This window comes from Mucilaginibacter sp. OK098 (assembly GCF_900142915.1).
Lineage (GTDB): Bacteria > Bacteroidota > Bacteroidia > Sphingobacteriales > Sphingobacteriaceae > Mucilaginibacter.
This window is the reverse complement of the sequence record NZ_FRCM01000003.1, coordinates 287,032-313,425: the sequence shown is the minus strand read 5'-3', so window position 1 is coordinate 313,425 and position 26,394 is coordinate 287,032. Positions and strand designations below refer to the sequence as shown.

Annotated in this window: 20 protein-coding genes and 1 tRNA gene; 14 read left to right on the top strand and 7 right to left on the bottom strand. The window is 41.3% G+C overall.

The features are described 5' to 3' along the window. Position 1: 1 nt before the first annotated feature. The 3 genes from BUE31_RS11535 to BUE31_RS11525 all read right to left on the bottom strand — a co-directional run bounded on the left by BUE31_RS11535 (position 2) and on the right by BUE31_RS11525 (position 4,626). Positions 2–1,711 (bottom strand): sodium:solute symporter family protein, encoded by a 1,710-nt coding sequence (locus BUE31_RS11535; protein ID WP_073403539.1) that lies wholly within the window; start codon positions 1,709–1,711, stop codon positions 2–4. 108 nt (positions 1,712–1,819) lie between these two features. Further along, positions 1,820–2,005: a hypothetical protein gene (locus tag BUE31_RS11530; RefSeq protein WP_073403537.1), complete on the bottom strand. Its 186-nt coding sequence runs from the start codon at positions 2,003–2,005 to the stop codon at positions 1,820–1,822. A 152-nt stretch (positions 2,006–2,157) separates the two neighbouring features. Beyond that, positions 2,158–4,626 (bottom strand): PIG-L family deacetylase, encoded by a 2,469-nt coding sequence (locus BUE31_RS11525; RefSeq protein ID WP_073403535.1) that lies wholly within the window; start codon positions 4,624–4,626, stop codon positions 2,158–2,160. A gap of 309 nt (positions 4,627–4,935) precedes the next feature. Here BUE31_RS11525 and BUE31_RS11520 point away from each other — a divergent pair, with 309 nt between their 5' ends. The 9 genes from BUE31_RS11520 (at position 4,936) to BUE31_RS11485 (ending at position 14,136) form a co-directional block, all read left to right on the top strand. Next, positions 4,936–5,628 (top strand): TetR/AcrR family transcriptional regulator, encoded by a 693-nt coding sequence (locus tag BUE31_RS11520; protein WP_073403533.1) that lies wholly within the window; start codon positions 4,936–4,938, stop codon positions 5,626–5,628. Continuing rightward, a complete protein-coding gene (locus BUE31_RS11515) occupies positions 5,612–6,979 on the top strand; it encodes a TolC family protein (RefSeq protein WP_073403531.1) in 1,368 nt (455 codons plus the stop codon). The genes BUE31_RS11520 and BUE31_RS11515 overlap by 17 nt, the downstream gene beginning before the upstream one ends. A gap of 25 nt (positions 6,980–7,004) precedes the next feature. Beyond that, complete coding sequence (locus BUE31_RS11510; RefSeq protein ID WP_073403529.1) at positions 7,005–8,069, top strand: HlyD family secretion protein; 1,065 nt, start codon at positions 7,005–7,007, stop codon at positions 8,067–8,069. Positions 8,070–8,163: 94 nt separating this feature from the next. Then, positions 8,164–9,711 (top strand): DHA2 family efflux MFS transporter permease subunit, encoded by a 1,548-nt coding sequence (locus BUE31_RS11505; RefSeq protein WP_073403527.1) that lies wholly within the window; start codon positions 8,164–8,166, stop codon positions 9,709–9,711. Between the two features lie 326 nt (positions 9,712–10,037). Next, the gene (locus BUE31_RS11500; protein ID WP_073403525.1) at positions 10,038–11,960 is read left to right on the top strand and encodes a WG repeat-containing protein; all 1,923 of its coding nucleotides are present in this window, start codon (positions 10,038–10,040) and stop codon (positions 11,958–11,960) included. Continuing rightward, on the top strand, positions 11,957–12,592 hold the full coding sequence (locus BUE31_RS11495; protein WP_073403523.1) for a DUF2306 domain-containing protein: 636 nt from the start codon (positions 11,957–11,959) through the stop codon (positions 12,590–12,592). The genes BUE31_RS11500 and BUE31_RS11495 overlap by 4 nt, the downstream gene beginning before the upstream one ends. A gap of 124 nt (positions 12,593–12,716) precedes the next feature. Beyond that, a tRNA-Asp gene (locus BUE31_RS11490) sits at positions 12,717–12,790 on the top strand. A 275-nt stretch (positions 12,791–13,065) separates the two neighbouring features. Further along, positions 13,066–13,206, top strand: a complete 141-nt coding sequence (locus BUE31_RS31015; protein ID WP_159440665.1) for a hypothetical protein — start codon at positions 13,066–13,068, stop codon at positions 13,204–13,206. 93 nt (positions 13,207–13,299) lie between these two features. Beyond that, on the top strand, positions 13,300–14,136 hold the full coding sequence (locus BUE31_RS11485) for an alpha/beta hydrolase (protein WP_234997797.1): 837 nt from the start codon (positions 13,300–13,302) through the stop codon (positions 14,134–14,136). 437 nt (positions 14,137–14,573) lie between these two features. Here BUE31_RS11485 and BUE31_RS11475 read toward each other — a convergent pair whose 3' ends face one another. Then, on the bottom strand, positions 14,574–15,452 hold the full coding sequence (locus BUE31_RS11475) for a helix-turn-helix domain-containing protein (protein ID WP_073403520.1): 879 nt from the start codon (positions 15,450–15,452) through the stop codon (positions 14,574–14,576). A gap of 91 nt (positions 15,453–15,543) precedes the next feature. On the opposite strand from BUE31_RS11475, the gene fucP reads away from it, so the two are divergent. Genes fucP through BUE31_RS11450 form a run of 5 tightly spaced genes read left to right on the top strand, consistent with a single transcriptional unit; the run spans position 15,544 to position 21,128 of the window. After that, positions 15,544–16,893: an L-fucose:H+ symporter permease gene (gene fucP / locus BUE31_RS11470; RefSeq protein WP_234997796.1), complete on the top strand. Its 1,350-nt coding sequence runs from the start codon at positions 15,544–15,546 to the stop codon at positions 16,891–16,893. Between the two features lie 26 nt (positions 16,894–16,919). Continuing rightward, positions 16,920–17,996 (top strand): aldo/keto reductase, encoded by a 1,077-nt coding sequence (locus BUE31_RS11465; protein ID WP_073403518.1) that lies wholly within the window; start codon positions 16,920–16,922, stop codon positions 17,994–17,996. 16 nt (positions 17,997–18,012) lie between these two features. Then, complete coding sequence (locus BUE31_RS11460) at positions 18,013–19,029, top strand: zinc-binding alcohol dehydrogenase family protein (protein WP_073403517.1); 1,017 nt, start codon at positions 18,013–18,015, stop codon at positions 19,027–19,029. 47 nt (positions 19,030–19,076) lie between these two features. Then, a complete protein-coding gene (locus BUE31_RS11455; RefSeq protein WP_073403516.1) occupies positions 19,077–19,412 on the top strand; it encodes an L-rhamnose mutarotase in 336 nt (111 codons plus the stop codon). Positions 19,413–19,466: 54 nt separating this feature from the next. Continuing rightward, the gene (locus BUE31_RS11450) at positions 19,467–21,128 is read left to right on the top strand and encodes an alpha-L-fucosidase (protein ID WP_073403515.1); all 1,662 of its coding nucleotides are present in this window, start codon (positions 19,467–19,469) and stop codon (positions 21,126–21,128) included. A gap of 159 nt (positions 21,129–21,287) precedes the next feature. On the opposite strand, the gene BUE31_RS11445 is transcribed toward BUE31_RS11450, so the two are convergent. The 3 genes from BUE31_RS11445 to BUE31_RS31010 all read right to left on the bottom strand — a co-directional run bounded on the left by BUE31_RS11445 (position 21,288) and on the right by BUE31_RS31010 (position 26,295). Next, entirely contained in the window at positions 21,288–22,886 is a 1,599-nt protein-coding gene (locus BUE31_RS11445; RefSeq protein WP_073404272.1) for a RagB/SusD family nutrient uptake outer membrane protein, read from the bottom strand. A 24-nt stretch (positions 22,887–22,910) separates the two neighbouring features. Continuing rightward, positions 22,911–26,051: a SusC/RagA family TonB-linked outer membrane protein gene (locus BUE31_RS11440; protein WP_073403514.1), complete on the bottom strand. Its 3,141-nt coding sequence runs from the start codon at positions 26,049–26,051 to the stop codon at positions 22,911–22,913. 88 nt (positions 26,052–26,139) lie between these two features. Beyond that, on the bottom strand, positions 26,140–26,295 hold the full coding sequence (locus BUE31_RS31010) for a hypothetical protein (protein WP_159440664.1): 156 nt from the start codon (positions 26,293–26,295) through the stop codon (positions 26,140–26,142). Positions 26,296–26,394 lie beyond the last annotated feature (99 nt).

The following is a 26,394-nucleotide window of genomic DNA, read 5'->3' as shown; positions in this document are numbered from 1 at the left end:
TTTAATCATGGTTCAAAACAATTGGCGTTTTTTGAGGAAATAAAGGATTAATCACAGCTGCTATCACAATCACTAAAACACATCCTATCGCGTTTAGCCATAAATAAGCTACAAGCTCAAAGTATCCCAAAGCACATATCAGTATCTCAGTAATAATTGCGGCTATAAAAACGGCATTGCCCCTTATGTTTTTCAAATAAAAGGCTACCACGAACACCCCCAGTATGGTGCCGTAAATGTACGAGCCCAGTTTATTTACATACTCAAGTAAATTGCCAACCTTACTGGCATATAGTGCCATTAAAACGCATACAACGCCCCAAAATATAGTGGCAATTCTTGAGGCGTTTAAATAGTTTTTATCAGTAGCGCCGGGATTAATGATGCGTTTATAAATATCAACCACGCTGGTTGATGCCAGCGAGTTTAAAGCGCTTGCCGTTGAACCCATCGATGCCAAAAAGATAATGGCTACCAGTAAGCCTATCAGTCCACGGGGCAGGTAATGGGTAACAAAGTTGAGAAACACATAATTGGTATCATCCCCATTGGCCTTCTCATTATTCTTTTTCATTACAGCGATGGCTTCCTTGCGGATCTCGCCTGACGTTTTGTCAGCAAGCTTTAAGGCTTGCTGTGCTTTGTCTATTTGCGCCTTATCCTTAGTATCTAAAGCATTTGCCAACTCTTCTGCCTTGCTTTTACGTTGGTCAAAAACCGCAGTGTATTTATCTTCAAGCTGGTTATACTGGCCGGCATAATTGCTTTTCTTTACCTGCTCAACCTCGTAACGGTTAAAAAACATTGGCGGGCGGTTAAACTGGTAAAATGCAAAAACCAGGATGCCTATTAGTAAAATTAAAAACTGCATCGGGATCTTTAGCAAACCATTCATGATGAGCCCCATGCGGCTTTGTCCTATAGAACTGCCGGTTAAATAACGCCCAACCTGGCTTTGATCTGTACCGAAATACGAAAGCTGTAAAAAGAAACCGCCGATAAGGCCGCTCCATACGTTATAGCGGTTACCTGGATCAAATTTCCAGTCTATCACATTCATCCGGCCCAGTTTGCCGGCAAGCTTAATTGCTTTTACAAAACCAACACGCTCAGGCAACAGGTGTACTACCATTGCTCCGGCAAAAAACATCCCTAAAAATATAATGCTCATTTGCAGCAGCTGGGTATAGGATACCGCTTTAGTGCCCCCATAAACGGTATAAAATATTACGAGGCTGCCTATAAACAGGGTGGTATAAACCGTATTGATATTAAGGATGGTAGATAAAATTATGGATGGTGCATAAATGGTGATACCAGTTGAAAGGCCGCGCTGGATCAGGAATAAAAAAGAAGTGAGCGCCCGTGTTTTAAGGTCGAACCGATTTTCCAGGAACTCGTAAGCAGTGTAAACCTTAAGCTTATGGAAGATTGGCACGAACGTTACGCAAAGCACTATCATGGCCAGCGGGAGCCCGAGGTAAAACTGAACGAAGCGCATCCCGTCTGAATAAGCCTGGCCCGGTGCAGATAAAAAGGTGATGGCGCTGGCTTGCGTTGCCATTACCGAGAGGCCAACATGGTACCAGGGCAATGAGCGCCCGCCCATAAGATACTGGTCGATATTTTTGTTGGCGCCGCTTTTCCATACCCCATATATTACAATGGTAAGCAGTGTAACGCCAAGAACTATCCAGTCGGTTAAGCTCATTCAAAAAAGATGGTAATGAGCCAGAAAACAAAAATTAACAGAACCAGCCAGCCGGCCACAATGCCGTAAAACTGGTTCCAGCTATGTATAAATGATGGCAGTTCAGGATCAGGCTTTGCCACGACCTCTAACAAAAACATTCAGGAAGAAGCCGGCAAACAATAAGCCTACAATTCCTAAAATAGGGATCAATATAAAGCTCGTATCAATAACAATTCCTGTAAAAAGGCCGCTAAGCAAGCCAACAAGGTAATATATGTAATCGTAACTTTTTTCTTCTTCGTGATGTGTCATAATACGTTGTTTGTTATGGGGCAAAAATAGTTGATTAAATGATGGATAGCAATAGGGTAATTGTTAATTGTTTTGAGATTAGATTACACAATGTATATTGGACAGGGGCGTATCGCATACGTCCCTCTTACAGAGCCAGGCGTACCTTAAGCTTACGGTATTGCCTGTGTTTTAGGCTTGCTCAACAAATTTATAAACAGCTTGTATGCTCCCGGAACCCCGGCAGGCAATTGTCTGAAAAATGCAAGCGAAGTATAAACAAACCTTCCTTCGCCATAATTACCGGTTATCAGCGCTCCGTTATTTGGCGTTTCGCCGGGGTCGTTCATCTGTAATACCTGCTGGTATTTAGGGTCGATATCGCCCACAAAATATAAGCCGCGCTCTTGCACCCATCCGTTAAAATCATCCTGTGTTATTGTGTTTGGATAATTTACTATGGGGTTTTGCTTGTCTAAAATGGTGATCTTTGCATTTTCATCAGTAACCCGCTGGTTAACCGGTTTAAACGGGTACGGGCCAATTTGTTTGGTAACAAGGCCGTTGTTGTTATTATATTGCACCACCAGGTTGCCGCCATTTTTTACATATTCAAGCAGCTTTGGCTGCTCAACGGCAAGGCGATCATTTACGTTATAGGCACGCACACCGGTAATTATAGCATCATAACCTGCGAGATCGCCATTCATTATTTCTTTTTCTGTAAGCTCATGCACATCATAACCCACCTGCCTTAATGCTTCGGGCACAAGGTCGCCGGCACCTTCAATGTAGCCGATTTTTTTACCTGCGATTTTCAGGTTTAGATCTATCAGTTTTGCCTGTGCCGGCGGGAATAAGGTAATATTAGGAATATGATCGTACTTAATATGCTGAATCCCCAACGAAAAAGGCTTGCCATTAACGGTGGCAACCGCCTCTAAAATGACAGTTCCGGGATGCCGGTCTGTTGGGCTTACAGTAAAGGCCACTGTCCATTCATCACCCTTCTCTTTGCCGGAAAAGTCAAATTTATCCGGACTGATCTTCCAGCCCGCTATAGGTTTTAGGCTGATATTTCCGCTGCTTTTAGTATAGCTCTTTAATTTTATTTGAATGGATTGCGGATTGATGCTATTAAAAATATAATCCTGGCTGGCAATATTAGCAGTTACCGGAGGTGTTATTTCAATAGGCTGATAGATCTCGCCATTAACCGGAGTTACATATTTATAAGCCAGGCGGCGTTCAAAGTGGATAGGCTTACCCTCTATTATAAATTCAAAATCAACCGTTGGCAGGTCTGGGTTTTCAGGGTTCCCTACGTACAGCTGACCGGGAATATTGTAAGCACCAACACTATGTGCGGTTTCAAGCCAGTAAGGCTGTGTAATTTTATTGGCTAATGCGCTGGTATTAAATGATTGCAATTGATTTGCAGGAATAACCAGGCTGTTAAAGCTTTTTTCTGTTTGATTTATGCTGATGCTGTTCAGCTTTACTTTGTTGTTGTAACGATCAAGCACCTGCGAGCGGATATGAATGCTATCGCCCAAAGCATATGAAGATTCGGTGGCATAGCTTTCAAACCATAAACCGGCGCAAGCCGCAATAAGGTTATTAAGCTCCTTTGCTTTTTGAGTATGCCAGTAAGTGTCCGAAATTTTTTCAACCTTTCCAAGCAGCTTTACCAATGCCGCTACTGATTCTTCCGGCTTATCTGCGTCGAAGCTTTTACGGATTATGCTGATGCCCGCATCAATATCTTCACCGCCTTTAACCCTTTTCCATGATGTGTTTACACCATCAAACAAATCATTTTGCGGCGCATCGCCCAAAATAGTTTTAAAATATTCAAATGATTCGCCGCGTTGCCTTGCAGAGCCAAAGCCCTGGGTTTTATGATTGCTGCGGCTTTCGGCAGCCAGTTCACCATAGCCTTTACCAAGGGTAGGATTATAAACACCTACATCAATCTTAAACTGATCAGGACTGGTGGTATTTGTTGTGCCGAAATTAAAGGTGTTCCAAAGCAGGCGTTTGGCCTGCCATGGCTGTACATATTGTAATTGTTCAGGAAAGCGTTTTGGATCAGCCGCCGCAGCAAATGCTTCCTGCGCCAATATGGCTGATGAAGTGTGATGCCCGTGGCCACCTTCGCCCGTAGTTGGGAACCTGCATATAATAACATCTGGCCTGAACTTACGGATCACCCAAACCACATCGCTCAAAACCTTTTCCTTATCCCAGATCTTTAAGGTTTCTTCCGGCCCCTTCGAAAAACCAAAATCATTTGCGCGCGTAAAAAACTGTTCTGCGCCGTCAACCTTACGGGCAGCCAAAAGTTCCTGCGTACGGATCAAACCTAAAAGCTCGCTTTGTTCATTGCCCAACAGGTTTTGTCCGCCATCGCCGCGCGTCATTGAAAGATAGCCGGTTCGGTAATGTTTTTCCTGCGCCAGATAAGCAAGCAGGCGGGTGTTTTCATCGTCAGGGTGAGCGGCTACATAAAGCACACTTCCAAGCACATCAAGCTTTTTGAAATTTTGCTGGATAGAAGCTATATCAGTGGGCGGAGCCGTTTGAGCAAAGGCATAAGGAGCGGCAAATAAAAGCGCGGCAATAAGTTTAATGCGGTTCATGTAAGCAAATATATTGAAAGAAGTGGAATAGTCCGAAAGTCGGGAAAGTCCGGAAGTCCGAAAGATAATATTGTTACGAAAGGCTGACTATCAGCATACCCAAACCACCTGATTACCTGCCGGTAGTTCTCAATATTCTGCTGTATTTATTCATCAATCACTAATTCACTCAATCAGTAATTTACTAACTATTATGGCACGTTTATTATTATAATATTATCCTAAAAACAATATTTATCCTCATTTGTTAATCGGTTGATTGATTATTTGTTATTGATTATCAGTTGCTTAGGAAAATATTACAAATGAATGATTGAATCAATCAATCGTTTGATTAATTTTGTACAAGAGAAAGAAATGGATAAGGAAAAAATAGATAAGAAAGACCACATTCTTGATGTTGCTGAAAAGGTATTTTCAGAACATGGGTTTGATGGCGCTTCTACCAGGATGATATCTGGTGAAGCCAATGTTAATATGGCAATGCTTAACTATTATTTTGGCTCGAAGGAAGGTTTGTTTATTGCCGTTGTGGAGCGTAAAATAACTTCATTCCAGGATATTTTGATAAACCTGAGTAATACCGGGATGAGCCCATGGGATAAAATAGAGCGGTATATAGAAATATATGGAGATAAAGTAGTGAATAACAATTGTTTCCAAAAACTATTGTACCGTGAGTTGGGCATAACCCGGCGGACGGAGCTTTCGGATAAGCTTCGCAGTATTTTGATGATAAATGTAGGTGAGCTTACCAAAATTCTGGATGAAGGCGTTAAGTTGGGACAGTTTAGTGCTGATATTGATGTGGCAATGGTGATGGCAACGCTTTACGGAACAAAAAACTATATAATAAACACGCCGCTTATGGCAAGCACTATGCTGGGTTTTGATGTGCAGGATGATAAAATGATGGAGGAGAAATTAAAGCCCCGGATAAAAACCTACATGAAGAGACTTTTAAAAGCTTACTTAATGACTGACAATGACAACACAAAATAATAACACCGACCTACACCCTTACAAAAGCACGATAAAAAATTTCGTGCGGATCCTTATTCCTGCAATATTGCTAACGCTGCTGCTTGGCATGGCTGCGAAAGCACAGGACAGGACAATTACCCTTAACGAAGCCATTAAGCTGGGTCTTGATAACAGCAAGGTTTTAAAATTATCGCAAAATAAGATCGACAGAGCTGTATCGCAATTTAACCAGGCAAAGGACCAGGCGCTGCCAACCGCGAGCGCAAGCTTTGATTATAACCGCGCACAGATCCCTGCAAACAAGCTTGCTTTTGGCGATCAAAGTTTGTCGTTACCAAAAAGCGCAAATGCTTACCTTGGTATTGTTTCGCTTAACGAAACCATATTTGGCGGCAATAAATTAAAGTACGCAAGGCAATCAACAACCCTGCTTACTGAAGTTGCGCGTTTGGACGCTGATAATGACAAAGATCAAATCACTTATGATATTATTAACGCTTACTATAACCTGTACAAGGTTTTACAAAGCAAAAAAGTGGTTGAGCAAAATTTGGGATCAATTGATCAGCAGATCAAACAATCGCAACGCTTTTTTGAACAGGGGCTTGTTACTAAAAATGATGTGTTGCGCTTTCAATTGCAACGTTCAAATATCGAGCTGAACGGCATCGACCTGGAAACCAACCGTAAAATAATTAATTATAACCTTGATGTGCTTTTAGGCTTAAATGAAGGTACGCAACTTACAATAGCACAAATAAATGAAGCTGACAGACGGGTTGCACCATTATCAAACTACCTGGATACAGCAATGAGCAACAGGATTGAGTTTAAACAACTTGATTTACGCACTAAAGTGGCTGAAACCAGCATCAAAAACATCCAGGCTAATACCTTACCAACCCTGGGTGCATCGGTAAGTGGTTATTACGTTGATGTTTCTGCAAACCCGATCCCTAAAAGCGGGAGCTATATTACACCTATAACTTTAGGGTTAGGCTTAAAATGGAACTTTGCATCGTTATGGACAAACAAGAACAAAGTATCAGAAGCAAGGATCCAGCGCGAGGAAACCATCATCAACAAAAACATTGAGTTTGATAATGTAAAGAAAGAGGTTAACCAGGATTACCAGAACTATACAATGGCTTTGGATAAGATAAAGCTTTTGCAAACCTCTATTGACCAGGCTGGTGAGAATAATAAGATCCTGGAATCAAAATATAAAAGCAATATAGCCTCGGCAACAGACCGGGCAGATGCCGAAACATTATTATACCAGGCACAGATAAATCTTGAATTGGCAAAAGCCGATGCAGGCCTGGCATATTATACCTTACTAAAATCAACCGGAAAACTAAACAAATAATAATCACACCCAAACAATTCATACAATGGCAAAGGCACAAGAAACACAAGAAAACGAACCTAAAAAGAAACCAAACAAAGTACTTCCTATTATACTGGGGATAATACTTGTGGTGGGTGTTATTTTCGGGATCAAAGAATATATATACTACGGCAAGCACGTAGATACTGACGATGCACAAATTGATGGTGACATAAGCCCGGTTGTAGCGCGTGTTGGTGGTTATGTCGACAGCATTTACTTCCAGGAAAATACTCATGTTAACAGGGACCAGGTACTGGTAAAAATTGACGACCACGATTATAAAATTAAGCTGGAGCAGGCACAAGCTGCCGAAACCGGCGCGAGTGCAGGTATTAACGTTGGCCAATCACAAATTTTTGCAAACACGGCTAATTCATCAAGTGCAAAAGCCCAGGTGGCATCAGCTGCTGCAAGGCTTGAAAAAGTTAAAAAGGATTACGACCGTTATGCTAACCTGGTAAAGGATGGCTCAGTTACCCAGCAACAGTTTGACCAGGCTAAGGCCGATTTAGAAGTAGCACAAGCTACCTACAAAGCATCACAGGATGAATATAAAGCTGCACTTGAACAGGTGGGCACAACAAAAAGCCAGTTGAATGTTACCCACACCGGCGTATCGCAAAAGCAAGTTGATGTTGATTATGCAAAATTGCAGCTTTCTTATACCATTGTTAAATCCCCATCAAGCGGTGTGGCATCAAAAAAGAATGTACAGGTAGGTCAGTTGGTGCAAGCCGGACAAACTTTGTTTTCAATAGTTAATGATAACAGCATATTCATCACTGCCAACTTTAAGGAGACGCAGCTGGATAAGATTCGCAACGGGCAAAAAGTGAATGTTGATATTGATGCATACCCTGATCTGAAAATACAGGGAACGGTTTACAATTTTGCCCCTGCAACAGGTGCTAAATTTTCATTATTGCCACCTGATAACGCAACAGGTAACTTTGTTAAAGTGGTACAACGCATCCCGGTTAAAATAAAAATAACCGGATCAAAAGAAGACCTGGCTAAACTCAGCCCTGGGATGAGCGTTAATGTATCTGTAATAGTAAAAGACTAAGGCATTAGTCGAAAGTCAGTAGTCTTGAGTCAAATCGACTTAAGATTACCGACTCAGAACTTAAGACTATCTATTAATAATATATACCAATATAATGGCTGAAACTGGCTTTAAAAAATGGATCATTACCATCACGGTGATCGTAGCTTCGTTACTGGAGCTGATCGATACCACGATTGTGAATGTGTCCTTGCCTGTCATCCAGGGGAACCTGGGTGCCACACTTGAAGACGTAGCCTGGGTTGTTACAGGTTATGCCGTTGCAAACGTAATTGTACTGCCTATGTCGGGCTGGCTGGGCAGCAGGTTTGGGCGAAAGCAATATTTTATTACTTCCATCATAGTATTCACCATCGCATCATTTTTATGCGGTAATGCTACCAGCCTTGATGAACTGGTGCTTTTCAGGATCCTGCAGGGAGTTGCAGGCGGTGGGTTAATATCAACCTCGCAAGCTATCCTTGTTGAAACCTGGCCGCGCGAACAAATTGGCACAGCTACTGCATTATTTGGTTTGGGAGCGGTTGTTGGGCCTACCGTTGGGCCTACCATTGGTGGCTATATTACCGACCACGCCTCATGGAGGTGGATCTTTTATGTAAACATTCCTGTTGGAGCTATTGCGGCCTTCTGCGCCTATACGTTTGTAAGAGAAACACCAAAGGAAGGCAAAGGGAAACCGGTAGACTGGTGGGGCATTGGCCTGCTTGCTGTTGCAGTAGGTAGCTTGCAAACCATCCTTGAAAAAGGTGAATCAGAAGATTGGTTTGCTAAACCATATATCCTTATACTTACTATTACCGCAGTAATTGGAACAATTTGCTTTATTTGGCGTGAATTGAGTATTGAGTTTCCGATAGTGAATTTTGGCATTTTGCGACATCGAAGTTTCGCGGTAGGGATGTTTACGTCCTTTGTGCTGGGCTTTGGTCTGTATGGATCGGTTTTCGTGTTCCCTGTGTTCTGTCAAAACCTGCTGGGTTTTACGGCACAACAAACAGGCGAGCTGCTGTTCCCGGGGGGGCTATGTACCATTATAATGATGCCCTTTATTGGTAAAATGCTTAACAAAGGCATTCCCGCGCAGTTTATGGCTACAGCAGGTATGTTCCTGTTCTTTGTGTTTACCACCATGCTCAGCAACTCTACACTCAGTACCGGTCAGGGCGATGTGCTTATCCCGCTGTTGATTCGAGGTGTTGGTATGGCGCTGTTATTTGTACCGCTTACTACCCTGGCAATAGCCGATTTGAAAGGCCCCGAACTGGGACAGGGTACAGGCTTAAACAATATGATGCGCCAGTTGGGTGGTTCATTTGGTATTGCAGTATTAACTACAATTATACATATCCGCTCAGGCTTGCATCGCAGTAACCTTTTAACAAATATTAATCCGTATAATCCAAACTTTACCCAGCGGCTTAATATGTATACGCAAAAATTTATAGCAAGTGGAAAATCTGTGCTTGACGCCACTCATATGGCTTATGCTGCTATTGAGGGCGCGCTAACAAAGCAAACCCTGCTGTTAACGTATGATGATGCTTACTGGATCTCGGGGCTTGTAATGCTTTTCTCAATCCCGCTGCTTTATTTGCAGCCGTTTAAGAAAGCTGTAAAGATGCCTGTAGATGCTCATTAATGACAAAAAGCTGTTCATTTTAACATGAACAGCTTTCCCCAAAAAACTACAATTAAAATTTTATTCTCACCCCGGTAACAACTTAATAGGTATGAAGCCAGGATTTATTTAATCTAAGGTCTAAATGTACAGTTTTTAATGCGAAAAACGCAAATTTTATTGGCGATAGAAACGTGATTTATGAAAAATAAATGAAATTTAAGCTGCAAGCCTGATCAAAAAACTACCCTGGCCTTAAAATTATTCTTTTAGCCGGGGTCATTATAATTAAGAAGCAGTAAAAAAAAATATTATTGGGGTAATACAAAACACCTTATATTGGTGTTATGAAAACCAGACCTTTCCTATCCCCAATTATAGGTACAGCCCTTGTTTTTGCAGTGCTTTTATTGGCCCAATGCAAAAGTTCACTTCCTGCACAAAAAACCGAAATAAACGCGTTTTTAGCTGCTTTTAATAAAAGCACAAAAGCTAATAATACAGATTCGCTTGTAGATTACTTTGACAATGGCCGACAAAACCCGGCATTTAACAGGTTGGTAAATTTACTGATAGGCCGGACAGGTTTTAACGGCGATACAAAAGCTATAGCAGCCATTAACCTTGATGTTGATGGCTCAGATATCAAGTTTATTAATGAGGAAATTGCTGTGGCTCATATTCCTGCAAAGTTCAGTCATGATTCTTTGAGCGATAAGCAGTCCGTTTTAACCTTAACTCTTCATAAGGTGCTCCCGCATAAGTATAAAATTACGGTGGTTGATGCAAAGCGCTTTTTGGCAGATTATGTAGCCTATGAAAGTTTTGTGCGGCAAAAAACTATGTCCGAAAAAGACATCTTCAGCCCTATTACGCTTGCCGCCTTTAAAGCAGCTAATCTCTTAAAAACAAAATACGATAGTGTTGTTTGGTTTGCCCATGTTGACCAAAAAACTTTTTACTATGTTGTAAAAGGTAAGTGGGCAATGCACGAAGATATAAACCGTTATAAAGATTCTGTAGTTGAACCCTATAAAATGGGGCTGGTTAATCCGGAGCTGAAGGAGATAATACCACCTGAGTACGATCTAATCCATAACATCAGCGGGACCTTTCCGGGCCTGGTTGAAGTTGAAAAGGATAACAAAAAAGGCTTTTATGATCTTGACGGTAAAATTGTTGTCCCAGTTAGTTACGACCAGGTATTACCCATTAACGATGACGGGAACCTTGCTGTTTTAAGAAGTGGTGGTGACTACTTCTACCTGAAACAAGATCTGAGTATTTCTGAAAAGGTTGACCTGAAGATAGGTGATTTTATTTCGAAAGTTAAAAACCTTACCAGTTCATTTGATCTGTATAAAAAAGCAATGGAAGTTGTTACCGAATATAATTCAAAAACAGAGCACGGCGCTATCTATATAGCCCCATCATACCTTGTGGAGATGAATCTGGTATCGAAGGAGAGTGATTTTAAAAATCCTTTAAGAAAGATTGATTATGAGGAGGTACATACAAATTATCAGGTGAGTTTTACAGGTACTGTTAAACAACCCGACAACTGGCTGGAGGCTTCTTTCTACTCTATCCGGGATTATTTTTTAGGTGGACGAGGAGAATTCTACGACAAAAAGAATATTGTAATTGTCGACAAAAAGAACAATAGGATATTTACCAAGGACATTATGGTAGATTATACCCCAGGTGAGGGTGGAAGCATATTCAAAGGTTTGTGCGATATAAACAATATTAAAGCAATTAATGATTCGCTATACGAAGTAAAGGCGGGAGCTGCATTATATATTGAGCTTTATGATTCTACCAAAAGTATTGAGGGTGGTCCTTACTATCATTATTTAGCCGTTAAAAATAATAAGCTGGTTGAACTGCCCAACAACAGGAACTTTGGTTTTACCAAGTATGTAAAAATGGACGATTCTTATTTGAATGCGTGCTATAACTTGCAAATAGGATCCGGAAGCTTTAAAGACATGCAGAAAAAAACAATTAATCAAATAACGCCTGAGATGCTGCGCTATATGAAAAACGAAATATTTGCTGATTATGCATATCAATTTAAGGATAAAAGATGGGTAGCCGTATTTGAAGATGGTGATAATCCTGCATATAATGGACACCGGAATGATAACAAACCCAACAACCCTAATGTTGACGATTCATTAACAGTAATTGATAAATACAATGTAAACTGGATAAACCAAAAGCTAAATGGCAAGAAGACGCCTCAAAATACAATTGCTGCTAAATGAAACTAGTAGGGAGGGTATTATGGTATTTTGCTTTTTTCTGGATCGTGATTTTATGCGCTGGTACATTTTTCCAGTATTATGATTTTAAAAACAATTCAACTTTTTTACAAATAAAACAAGCTGCAGTTAAAACCGGCTGGTACCTGCCTGCCTTTTATTGCCACATTATTGGCAGCAGCATAATATTAATGATCGGTTTTTTTCAGTTCTCAAAAATGGTTTATAATAACCGCGCCTTACATAAGGTGTTTGGTAAGTTTTATGTGTTCGGAGTTTTATTTTTTGCCGCGCCCGGGGCTTATATTATGACGCTGTTTGTTAATCGCGGTACAGGCGTATTTATATCCTTCCTGCTGCAAAACACGCTTTGGGTAGCTTTTACTCTTGCAGCGTGGCTGCTGGTAATGAACGGCCGCGTTAACGATCATATTAAAATGATGCGGAGAAGCTATGCCCTGGCTTTTGGCGCGGTAACCTTACGGTTCTATATCTGGCTTTTTACCGTACTCGGTAGTGGTGTAGGTTTTGAAAATAATTACCTCATCATAGCTTTTTTAAGCTGGGTCCCTAACCTTTTGGTGGCCGAATGGATAAATTACAGCCAAAAAGAGCAACAATTTAATGTAGCATAAACTTTGGTTTAAATGTAAAAAGCTGATTTAAAAGGCAATGCGGGTGTGTTTTTCATTAAAAATAAACTTTTTTGAAAAACAGCTTGTGTAAAACAAAAAGGTGCGTATATTTGCCATCCCAAACGGAGTGGTAGTTCAGCTGGTTAGAATACATGCCTGTCACGCATGGGGTCGCGGGTTCGAGTCCCGTCCATTCCGCAAAAAGAGCCGCAAGGTTTCGTAAAACGCTTAAATCATCTGGTTTAAGCGTTTTTTTTGCTCAAAAAATCGCATAACTACTCAGGTTTTATGACTCACGCAGGTGACCTATTCGGTGGCCTGCTTCTAAACGCTAAATTAGTCTGGAGTTAACTGTTAACAAAATGGTTGCCAATTAGTTAGCATCATTAATTTGAACTAAAAACGCCTCAAAACTCTTCGGAATTCTGGCTTATTGGAACCATTGGAATTCTGGCGATATCAACCAGGCTCAAATGACCTCATCGGTTAGGGCCGAGGGTTCGGTATCAGAAACGGGCTACATACTGGGATTTACCAATATGAGCTATTTCTCCCGTTTGTTTGAAAAGTATTTTAAGGTGAAACCAAAAAATTTTAAGGATGGTAATTTATAACACTAATTTTTTAAAATAAAATCATGGCATTATCAAAAGAAGTTTTAGACACGATAGCTTTCTCAAAGCAACACGGATTTGACAAATTAAACCTTGCGCCCCCTGGAAGAAACAAGGAACGCGATGGCGAAGGCTATGCCGGATCCCGGCCCCACTGCTGTGGCAAACGTGATCAGTAAAAACATTACGCACAACGCCATCCCGGTTCGCATTTATATACCTTTTGGTGAAGGGCCATTTCCTGTGATCAGTTATTACCACGGTGGCGGTTTTGTTTTGATGGGATTGGAAACGCATGACGAAATTTGTCGGCAGATCTGTAAAAACACAGGCTGTATTATTATGTCGGTGGCTTATAAACTGGCCCCCGAGCATCCCTATCCTCAAGGGCCAGAAAGCAGCGTTGCAGCGGCTGTTTGGCTTCACGAACATGCTGCGGAATATAAAGGTTCAAGCGGAAGTATGGCGGTAGCAGGTGACAGTGCGGGCGGTTATATGGCATTATATGTCGCCAGGATGTTAACAAAGCAAGGCATTGCGCTGAAAGCACAGTTCGCAACCTACCCTGTGACAGATCATTACAGTGCCAATCATCCATCATACCAGGAAAGCGGGAAGGACTATGTGCTTACAGCGGCGATCATGAAATGGTTTTGGGACAATTATGTGGCTGATCCTGCTCTGTTCGAAGAAGCATCAATTCTCCGTTCGGCAGATTTTTCAGGCCTGCCCCCGGCCATGATCTTTACCTGCAACTACGATCCGTTAAGAGATGAGGGAAAAGCCTATGCGGAAAAATTGCAAAAGGCAGGCGTACCAACGGTTTATAAAAATTACGAAAATATACATGGATTTTTCGGGATGGGTTCGATGGGAGAACAAGCGATGCAGGAAGCCAGCAACTTTTTAAAAGATAAGTTAAACAGTTAGTCATGTTACAAATACTTCTAAATCGGGAAAAGATCGTAAAGAAAAACGGTGGCTTTGGCATCGAGATTCTTTTTCCGGACAAAGGGACCGGCTCTGATGAACCATAGGGAGGATTGATCAGGCCGCTGTTACCCCCTGCACCAAACGGGACATTTCTTTACGTAGTTGCGAATCTATCGGCATGTAAAAAAATAGTTTTCGGCGATGGTCGCCGAAAACTAAAAGATACGCAAATAAATTGATTTGTAAAAAAGCTGCTTTTCGGCGATGATTGCCGAATAACAATGTATATTGTAAATATTCCAGTCTGAATTGAAATTCTCTTTTTCGAACAGTAAGAATTTCCAAGGCCGCCATACCATCTTCTTTCCTCAATGAATAATAGCAAGAGGCGATATTTTACTGCCTCCAAATGCATCATAAGCATTTTATAATGTTCAATAAATCAATCTGTTTTGTTTCTTATACTCACCTGGCGTAAGGCTGGTAACCTTTTTAAAAATTTTTGAGAAATGGGGTAGGTTTTCAAACCCTGTTACCTCAGCGACTTCACTATAGGACAAAGTAGTAGTTGCAATTAAATATTGTGCCCGTTCAATTCGCTTTTCGTGTACATAAGTTAACGGCCTTTGCCCTGTGTATCTAAAAAATAACCTTGAAAAATAATCCTGATGCAGGTTTGCTCTGCTGGCTAAGTAGCTAACTGTTAAATTTTCTTTCAGGTTTAATTGGATATACCTGGCTGTATCTAATATTTTTGAAGGGACGGGGTCGGGGTTCCTGCTGTTAAACCGATGAGAATTTAAAAAGCGGGAAATCAACTGGATTACTATACCGTGGGTCTCAAAATAAACGGAATCGTTAACGGTATTGTTAAGCTCCTGGTAACTTTTGTAATACGTATTTTTTTCGTAAACCGTTGGATTGTCTGACCTGTTAATCCCCCTGCCTGGATTTATCTGCTGCAATCTCTTAAAGTTCGCAATATCAATATCGCATGCTGAAACCTTTATGACTTTTCTGTTATTTTCAAAGAGTGAAATATTGTCTGCAGATTCTTCAAAAAAGTGAAGAAAATACTGACTTAAATATCCATTACAAAATAAGTTACATAATGTAAAGCTTGGAATAATATATAAATAGCCTTGTTCAAGTTTAATCTTGTCCTGCCCGGTTGAGACAAGCCCTTCCCCCTCATCAATATAATAGATCCGATAATAAGGACTAATTACATTTGTATAGTTCCATTTTTCATTCAGTTGAACATGGTCCACGTGCAATAACGAAAAATTATAGCCAAATAATCTTTTACTCATGATGAAGCCTCAAATTTCGGAAAAAGTCGGATTTATATAAAATAAAGTCTATTTAATACAATGATAAGCATAAGGCTGGCTAATAAATTTGTTGTTAGCCAATTTCACCAATTCTCATGCATATTTTATGAACACTTCACCTCTCAACAGCATAGCAACGACTAAAGTTTCCAAAACGGGGTTTGCATTTATTTTAGTGACTACTTTATTTTTTTTATGGGGGTTTTCAAACAACCTGAATCCTATTCTGATCCCGCATTTAAAAAAATCGTTTACACTAACAACTACACAATCAACCTTAGTTGATTCAGCAGTCTATATCGCTTATTTCCTTATAGCCTTACCGGCCGGTTATGTAATGAAAAGATTTGGTTATAAGGTTGGCATCATAACAGGGTTAATGTTTTTTTCAATCGGTTCATTTTTATTTATCCCTGCTGCTAACACGCAGTCTTATCTATTTTTTCTGTTTGCATTGTTTGTTATAGCCTGTGGTTTAGGATTTCTCGAAACAGCGGCCAATCCGTATGCGGCGGCTTTAGGCCCTCACGAAACGAGTACGCAACGACTGAATCTTGCCCAATCATTTAATGGGTTGGCAGCTGCCCTTGCACCTGTTATTGGAGCAAGGGTGATCCTTGTCAAAGTATATACTGAACAACAACTAAATGCAATGGCACCCAGTGTAAAACGGATCGCCTTGGCATCAGAAGCTTCTTCAGTTAAAACTCCATATTTTATTTTGGGCACTGTATTATTACTCATTGCCCTTGCTTTTGCATTAACCGAGTTGCCCAAGATTCAACACAAAGTGACAAGAAGAAAGAAAAGCCGAAATATTCTGCATGCGTTTAAACATAAACATCTTACCTGGTCGGTAATCGCACAGTTTTTTTATGTAGGCGCGCAAGTTTGTGTTTTTAGCTTATTTGTATTGTATGCTACTAAATCTGCAGGCATAAGCGAAATGAAAGCCGCAGATTACTTAGGCGCTTGTGGTATAATGTTTTTAATCGGCCGTTTTCTCGGAACTTTCCTTATGCGATACATTAAGCCAAACAGGTTGCTTACAATTTACGCCGTTATCAACATTTTGTTATGTACCGTAGCGGTTACAGCCCATGGAATGATCACTGTTTATGCAGTGATGTCGGTTTGCTTTTTTATGTCTGTAATGTTCCCAACCATTTTTGCCCTCGGAATATCTGACCTTGGTGGCGATACGGAATATGGGAGTAGTTTATTAATCATGTCCATCGTTGGTGGCGCCATTCTGCCAAGGATTTTCGGAGTAATCAGTGATTCAACCGGCAATATCCAATTAGGTTATATAGTTCCACTAATTTGTTTTGTGATCATAGCATACTTCGGATGGAGGGGTTATAAAACGGTTGAAGCAGTTGATTTTGAAGAAGAACCGCCGATTGGCGCAACATTATAATATGTTACTAAAATTAAGAAGCACAAATGAAGGAATATAAAAATACAGCACCAAAAGAGTTGGAGAAAGCACATCTGAATCTTCCGCCTGTTATTTTTGGCACCAGTGGCTTAGGGAACTTATTTATTGCTCTTCAAAATGAAGAGAAGTTGAATATCGTAAGTGAATGTGTCCGTTTATCGAAAGGAAAGGTGGTATTTGATTCTGCCGGTAAGTATGGTGCAGGCCTTGCGCTGGAAACGCTTGGAAAGTGTCTTAAGCAATTGAATATTCCGCGGGAAAACGTTATTATCAGTAACAAGTTAGGTTGGTTTCGCACCAAACTAATAACAAAAGAACCAACTTTCGAGCCCGGTGTTTGGAAGGGTTTAAAACATGATGCGGTTCAAAAAATAAGTTATGATGGCATTATCGAATGTTTCGAACAGGGTAATGAATTGCTTAATGGATATCTTCCTCAAATGGTCTCTGTTCATGATCCGGATGAATACATCAATACCGCAAAAGATCATGAGCATTCGGAGAAATTGTACGATGATATTCTCAATGCGTACAAGGCATTGCATGATTTAAAAAAGCATGGAAAAGTACAGTTTATCGGTGTGGGTGCAAAAAATTGGAAAATCATAGAACGGATAGCGAAGGATGTAGAATTGGATTGGATCATGATTGCCAACAGTATGACTATAAAAAGTCACTCGCAGGAACTATTGGATTTTATTGCGGAGATGGCGGCAAAAGGTGTTTATGTAATTAATTCCGCAGTGTTTCATTCGGGCTTCCTGGTAGGTAGTAATTATTTCGACTATCGCCTGATTGAAAGAGGTGCTTTGCAAAATGAGGCATTGTACAAATGGCGGGATGAGTTTTTTGAAACATGCAATAAGTTTGATGTTAAACCCGCTGAAGCATGTGTACAATTTGCACTAAATGTGCCCGGAATAAAAAGCATAGCATTAAACACAACTAATGCGGATCGTGTTCAATCCAACCTGGAAATGGTTGACAAAAATATTCCAACGCAATTTTGGAAAGAATTAAAAAATAAAAATCTAATTGAAGCAGATATCGCGCCCTTGTTTCGACGGGCAACTACTGCTTGAAATTAATAAAACGAAAATGAAAACTTTAGTGTGTACAAAACCAGGCGAGTTTGAATATGCAATTGGAGAACAACCCCAATTAAAACCAGGACAAGCCATCATAAAAATTAAGCGAATAGGAATTTGTGGGACCGATTTACATGCTTTTGAAGGAACACAACCCTATTTTGAATATCCGCGCATTCTTGGTCATGAGCTTTCAGGTGGATTAATTGCGGTTGACGGAGCGCCGGGTTTTGAGATTGGAGAGGCCGTAACATTCATTCCGTATTTCTTTTGTGGTAAATGCATTGCCTGCCGTAAAGGAAAGCAAAATGCCTGCGAGAACATAAAAGTGTGTGGCGTGCATCAGGATGGAGGAATGGTTGAATATCTTTCTGTTCCATCTTATTCTTTGGTTCATGGTGATGGATTGAGTTTTGATGCATTGGCATTAGTTGAACCTTTGGCCATTGGCGCACATGGGGTAAAAAGAGCAGGAGTAACAAAAGATGAATTTGTTTTAGTGATTGGGGCGGGGCCTATTGGATTGGGAACAATGGAATTTGCCCGTATTGCGGGAGCGCGTGTGATTGCGCTTGACGTCAACAACGACCGATTGAGCTTTTGTAAGGAAAAGTTAAAGGTGGAGCACATCATTAATGCAATGGACGCTGATGTAACGGAGCAGTTAAAATCAATCACGAATGGTGATATGCCAACAGTTGTAATTGATGCAACAGGAAATTTAAAAGCCATTAATAATGCGTTTCAATACATGTCGCACGGAGCAAGGTACGTTTTGATCGGGCTGCAGAAAGAAGAGATTTCCTTTAGCCATCCTGAGTTTCACAAAAGAGAGGCAACACTCATGAGCAGCAGGAATGCAACAAGAGAAGATTTTGAGCATGTAATTTCTTCAATGAAGAAAAAAATAGTCGACCCAACCACTTATATCACTCACCGCGTTTATTTTGACCAGGTGAAGGATGAATTTGAGGGTTGGCTAAACCCCGCTAACGGCGTAATAAAAGCAATAGTGGAAATGGTTTAACAAATGTACGTTGCTTAAAATTAATCATCCCCAAAAACCGAACAAAAATGAAAAAATATTGCCTGGCCGTTGACCTGATAGATAACCCGGAACTAATTGCCGAATATGAAAACTGGCACAAAAAAGAGAACGCATGGCCTGCGGTCATGAAAAGTATTACCGATTCGGGCATCCGCAATATGGAAATTTACCGAACGGGTAGCCGTTTGTTCATGATCATGGAAACTGATGATAGTTTTAGTTTTGAACGCAAAGCTTCCATGGACGATACAAATCAAAAAGTTCAGGAATGGGAACAATTAATGTGGAAGTTTCAACAACCATTGCCCTGGGCTAAAAAAGGAGAGAAATGGATTTTGATGGACAAGATCTTTCAATTGTAATCATAATGCTGACCTAACTCAGCAAGTTTTTATAAACCTACTTAACTTCTAATAATGAGACGCAGAACATTAATTAAAGGAATTGCCGCCACTTTACCATCGTTATGGTTATCGCGGGCATTAGGCAATAATTTTTTTGAAGGCCAATTTGTAAATGAGCCGATTGCAAAAGGCCCGTTCAATCCCACATGGGAATCGTTGCAGAATTATCAAACGCCTGAATGGTATCGCAATGCAAAGTTTGGCATGTGGGCGCATTGGGGGCCGCAATGCCAGCCTGAAGCGGGTGATTGGTATGCCAGAGGCATGTACCAGGAAGGTTCATGGCAATACAAGCTTCATTTACAAAAATATGGACATCCCTCAAAGTTTGGATTTAAGGATGTGATCAATGTATGGAAGGCTGAAAACTGGAATCCTGAAGAATTGGTGGGCTTATATAAAAGCGCCGGTGCACAATACTTTATGGCGCTTGCCAATCATCATGACAATTTTGACCTGTATGATAGTAAATATCAAAAGCATTGGAACTCGATCAGGATCGGGCCGAAAAAAGACTTGATCGGCGGTTGGGCACAGGCAGCAAGAAATAACGGACTTCCATTTGGCGTAAGTGTTCACGCCTCGCATGCCTGGCGCTGGTATGAAGTGGCGCAACGTTCAGATAAAACCGGGGCATACGCAGGCATACCTTATGATGGAAAACTTACAGCGGCAGACGGAAAAGGAAAATGGTGGGATGGGTTGGATCCGCAAGAGCTGTATGCTCAAAATCATCCCTTAAGCCAGGGCAGTTTAGATGATAATTTCAACGCAGAGCAATGGGGCTGGGGAGGTGGTGTATATCCGCCAACAAAAGCATACATCGAAAAGTTTTATAACCGGACCATAGAGCTGATCAACAAATACAATCCTGATCTTGTTTATTTCGATGATAATCAACTTCCGCTCTGGCCGGTTAGCGATGTTGGTTTACGAATAGCAGCCCATTTATACAATAAGAGCATTAAAGAGCATGGGGAACTTCGTGCCGTGATCAATGGAAAAATATTGGATCCAAACCAACGTAGAGCAATGGTTTGGGATATTGAAAGAGGACAAGCCAACGAAATTCAACCATTGCCATGGCAAACTGATACTTGTATTGGCGGCTGGCACTACGACCGGGCGCTGTACGAACGCGATGGATACAAAACGGCAAAGACGGTAGTTCAAACTTTAGTTGATATTGTAGCCAAGAACGGAAACCTGATGTTAAACATCCCTGTTCGCGGCGATGGCACCATTGATGAAAAAGAAAGAAGGATAGTTGAAGAAATTGGCAGATGGATGAAGGCGAATAACGAAAGCATTTATGCTACAAGGCCATGGAAAATATTTGGCGAAGGCCCGGCACAAAAAGCGGCAGCGCAACTAAGTGCACAAGGTTTCAATGAAGGGAAAGGGAAACCGTTTACACATGAAGACATCCGCTTTGCAACAAAAGACGGTGCGCTTTATGCGACAGCAATGGGGTGGCCGGAGAATGGTAAGTTGATTATAAAAAGTTTAGCAAAAAATAACGAACACTTTCCGAAGGAGATTCAGAAAATGGAATGGGTGCCAACAAAGCAGTCGTTAAGTTTTGAAAGAAATGAAAACGGCTTGATTGTTTCCTTACCTGAAAAAACTTCTGATGATTTGACCTATGCGAATGTGATAAAGATTTTATCATAAAGGCAAAGAACCCTGTTATAGATGAAATGATAAATGTATTTGCTGGTGTTACCCCGGAGCATTAATAAATGATTACAGGAATGGACAACCAGTGTTAAACTAAAAAGAGCTTGCAACATTTTAATGTCGCAAGCTCTCATAATTATAAACTAAAACTTATTAATTCCAGTCACCTGTAACATCTTTAGCAATTGCAGAATTGGCATTCTTCTCGGCTAAAGGTATTGGGAAAAGCACATTTTTATCCTGGAAGGGCTGTGTACCATCCTCAATTTGCCTTTCTGAATTTATTGTTTGCTTCGCAATGCCCCAGCGTATTAAGTCAAAATAACGGCTTTGTTCACCTGTTAGTTCTAACTGTCTTTCACGCATTAAGATGGTCATGGCTTGCGTCTGGCTGCCCAGCGAGGTATATTGCGGGGCATTAACACTTGGCCTGCTGCGTACCTGGTTAATCAATCCCAAGGGCTGTGCTCCAGTATTTCCTTGCTGTATGTAAGCTTCTGCCAGCATAAGCAATACATCAGCATAGCGTATTACCTGGCCATTTATACCACTTGCCGGTCCGCCAAAAGACGCTGTCTTATTATAATATTCATATTTAAGCCACTCGTACCCTTTTGTGGCGTAAGGATAAGCTACGGGGCCTGTAGAACATTGCTGGCAATATTGCGTTTGCCCGCCACTTGCAGCATCGCCATAAAAGGTGAAAGCTGCGCGGGGGTCTACATAATTCGCAGATGGGTTTTGTGGATTAGGGTAGGTGAAGGCTTTAACAGCAGTTGTAGTTACAAGTACATTGTTCCAATCATTAAACCCATATTCCTGCGCACGGCCTGAGTGTGTTGCTTTTCCGCCCCAGGTTTCCTGGCCCCCAAATAGGTAGTATTGATTACCTATACCCCAATCAGTCCACTGTTGGTTCATCACCTGGAAAATGGTTTCAGGGTTTTTAGCAATATTATCCTGGTTAGGATCGTCAAAGAGGTCGTTATATACTGGTGCAAGTGCATAACCGAAAGTTGACTGGGTTAACTTCGTAAGTTCGGTTTGTGCCTGGCTCCATTTTTTCTCATATAAATAAGATTTACCCAAAAGTGCCACTGCAGCACCTTGTGTTGCACGCCCATAATTAGCAGCAGGATATGAAACAGGAAGGCCTGCCTCAGCATCTTTTAAATCCTGTTCGATAAACGCCCATACATCTGCAACAGGTGATCTCGCCAGGTTAATCTCTGCAGGTGTTGGCAGGGGGATATACTTGGTACGCAAAGGCACACGCCCAAAACAATTAACGAGTTGAAAATAGGAATAAGCACGCAGAAATTTCGCCTCGGCAATATATTGAGTTTGGTCAGTTGTCTCCGTGGCGTTAGCTGGTTTCCATGCCCCTGCACGATCAATAACGACGTTGGCGCGCGCTATTATCTGGTATAATGCTGACCATGTTTCGTTCATCACGTCAAGATCCGGACCAAAATTATACTGAGCCATTTGCAGCAGGTCGCCTACCAGGGGCTGATTGTTTTTGCCATCATAGCCAAGCAGGTCAAAGGTATAATACCACTCCCGTGCCCACAAACCAGTATGCAACAAACCTGCGTAAGTGGCCACAACGGCCTGGTTTATTGCAGCATCGCTGGTAAAATAAGTGTCATACGTGTACGCGCTTTTATTTGGTAAACTTAAATCTTTTTTACACCCTATCGAGAGAATCAAAAGCCCTCCCGTCATAAGAAATTTTATATATTTTTTCATGTTTATATTTTTTAAAAATGTCACTTAAAATCCTGCTTGTATCCCGAATAAAAATGTACGCGGCTGCGGTATCTGGCCATTATCAATACCACGGTTAAAAATAGTGTCGTTCGCATTGTTATCACCGTTAACCGTGCTTAGTTCGGGATTATACCCTTTATAGCCGGTTATCGTAAATAAATTTTCCGCGGCAATATATATACGCAGTTTGCTTAAAACCTTACCCGAAAACGATTGTAGAGTGGCCTTACTAAATGTATAACCGAGGGTGATGTTACGGGCACGTAAATAGGCGCCGTTGTCTATAAAGAAATCTGATGGCCTTGTATTCCCAGATCCGGTTGCATTCTGTCCTGCTCTTGGCAATGCGGCATTGTCGCCCGGGTTTTCCCACCGGTTTAATATGGCGGTTGAGGCGTTATGCCCTGTTGCCGCGAACTCCAAAGTGGATTTCAGATTGTTTCCAATTTGCACGCCCTGCACGCCTGATAACACTATATTAAGATCGAAATTATGAAAGGTAGCACCCAAATTAATTCCGTAAATAAACTTTGGAATAGAACTCCCCAAAAACTGCTGATCTTTTGAATTAACGGTTCCATCGCCGGTCAAATCCTTATATATAAAGTCGCCCGGGAGCAGTCCAGCCTGGTAAACTGCAGTCGGATTGCCGCTTTTCTGCTGCGCTATTTTATTTAACGCATCGATTTCAGCCTGATTTCTGGCTACATGATCAACCTTATAACCATAGTATGATCCGATAGGGATGCCTTGCATAGTCATTGTCTCTACAGCACCGGTTCCTCCAATTATCGGAGTTGGCGATTGGACACCCAGCGATATTGTTTTATTATTGTTAAAAGCGCCGTTAACACTTATGTTATAGCTAAAATCCCTTTTAACCTCAGAATGGTAACCTAGTTGAAATTCAAAACCTTTGTTTTGTGCATCGGCCGCGTTAACAGTCTCACTACTGCCTCCTGTATTTATGCCTACACCTAAACTTGGCGGCAGGGGAATTTGCACTAACAAACCACTACTTTTCCGGTTATAGTAATCGGCAGTAAAAGTTACCCGGTTATTGAGAAATGCAAGATCAATGCCGGCATCGGTTTGATCAGTTGATTCCCAGTGTAATAATGGGTTGGCGATGGTAGTAACCGTTGTTCCGCTAACGAATTGTTCAGGCTGACCAAAAGAATAGACCAAATTTCCGGTAGGCGATCCGGCAAAGGTAAACACATTTGTACTCGTAAGGCCGAACCTGTTGTTACCTGTACGCCCCCATCCAACGCGCAGTTTACCATCGCTGATAAATGGAAGGGCTGCCTTTATGAAATCTTCCTGACTGAAACGCCATGCGAAGCCTACACCCGGAAAATTACCGTAACGGCTTAAGGGGCCAAAATTTGAAGATCCATCACGCCTTATGCTGGCTGAAAGAATATACTTATCGTCATAAGAATAAATCAAACGCCCGTAATATGATTGTACATCGCCAAATTGAGTGTAATAACCTGAAGAAGCACTCCCGGTTATAGTTGTGGCTACAGCTATATTCTTTACAGCATCAGTAAGCATACCGGTCCCTGTTGCACCAAGACTTTCGGTATTACCTGCGTCTATGTAACTCGTACCCACGGTTAGTGAAAGATTGTGTTTACCGAAGCTATGGTTATAAGATAGATAATTCTCAATGGTATAATTGGAGAAGCTGCCGGAAGAACGTCCCGCCTGCCGGTCGAAAGCCAGTTTATTAGAAGTTACATAGGGTATCTGATAAGAATCACTTACACTACTGCCATATACTCCTGATGCCTGCGAACGAAATGTTAAACCATCAATGATTCTTATTTCGCCAAATACCTGTGGATATAATACCATTTCACGGCTGCTTTCTGTTTGTACGCCTAGCGGCTGTAATGGGTTTCCGGCATTGCTGTTGTCATCAACATTGGTAAGGATGGAGTAACCGCCCGGAATTGAAGAATCATAAATGGGTTGATAAGGAGCATAAGTAAGTGCGTTACCGATGCTTGCTGTTTGGCCATTAGTTTTGGTGTACCTTAAATTTAAAGTTTGCCCGAAATGAAAGCGGCCCAATTTTTCGTCCAATACGAACCGGTTATTAAACCTTTTAAACTGATAATCCTTAACCAGGGCTTGCTGCGTTACATATCCTGCCGACATATTATAGGTAACCTTGTCACCTCCGCCGCTTACACTCACATCATTTTGAGTTGACAAAGCTGTTTTAAAAATTTCGTTTTGCCAGTCGGTTCTGTCAACCAAAACATACGGCGTGTTAAGTTTTGCCGGTATTGTCTGATTGAGCGAAACATCAATGTCTTTAAGGAGCTTTACATAATCGGCCGCTTTTAGTAAATCGAGCTTTTTCGGCACATTGGATAGACCAACTTGTGATATAAATGATATTTGAGTGGCGCCTGCCTTACCTTTTTTTGTTGTGATCATAACAACGCCATTTGCAGCGGCTACACCGTATATTGCCGTAGACGCAGCGTCCTTTAATATGGTTATGTTTTCAATGTCCTGCGGACTGATCGTATTAAAAAGGTTGGCGTCGCCCTGGATGCCGTCAATAACGTAAAGCGGGCTAACATCAGTGAAGGAACCGGTGCCGCGTATAATGATTTGCGCTCCTGAACCAGGTACACCATTTGCCTGCAACACCTGAACGCCCGCAGCTTTACCTATCAATAATTGTGCGGGACTTGTTGATGTATTGGCACCTGCATCTTTCGCGGCCACCACATCAACAGAACTTACCAGGTCTTTTCTGCGAGCCGTACCATATCCAATTACAACTACTTCGTTGAGGCTATTGGTACTTTTAGACAGGGTTACGTTAAGTGTGCCTGATGCCGAAATGACAATCTCTTTTTGTTCGTAACCAAGAAAAGAGAAAATTAAGGTACTTCCCTGAGCAGCATTTATGGAATAAACACCGTCTGCATTCGTAACCGTACCCCCAGACGTGCCTTTTATTCTAACCGTAACGCCAGGCAGGGAAAGCCCATCGTCCGAACCCGACACTTTGCCGGTAATTTTCCCCGTTTGGGAAAAGCCCGGTAGACTTATCAATAAAGCTGATAAGGTCATCCCGATAAAAATCAGGAATTTTGTTAGTAGTTTTCTTTTCATGAATTTAAAATTTAAGTGAAATAATTGGTTGATTATTCAGGATATTAAGGGTAAGAATAGCTGGCTTTAAAGTACTCGCATGCAAAACTCAATTTATATTTATAAGCTGGGGTTCATCCTGGTGCTCTTTCCCAGCGGCAACCCATGCTATTTTTGATACAAAGAATCTATTGCCATATGCAATCGATTGCAGAACTTCGGCATCAAAAAACATATTACAGGCTATTAGTGGCTTTTTTAACATATCATTAAATACCTTAAGCACAGTTAGCTGTGTAGTAAGTCAAAAAATAAATTAAATGTTGGTTCAATGGATAATTGGTGGAACATTATTCAAAAGCAG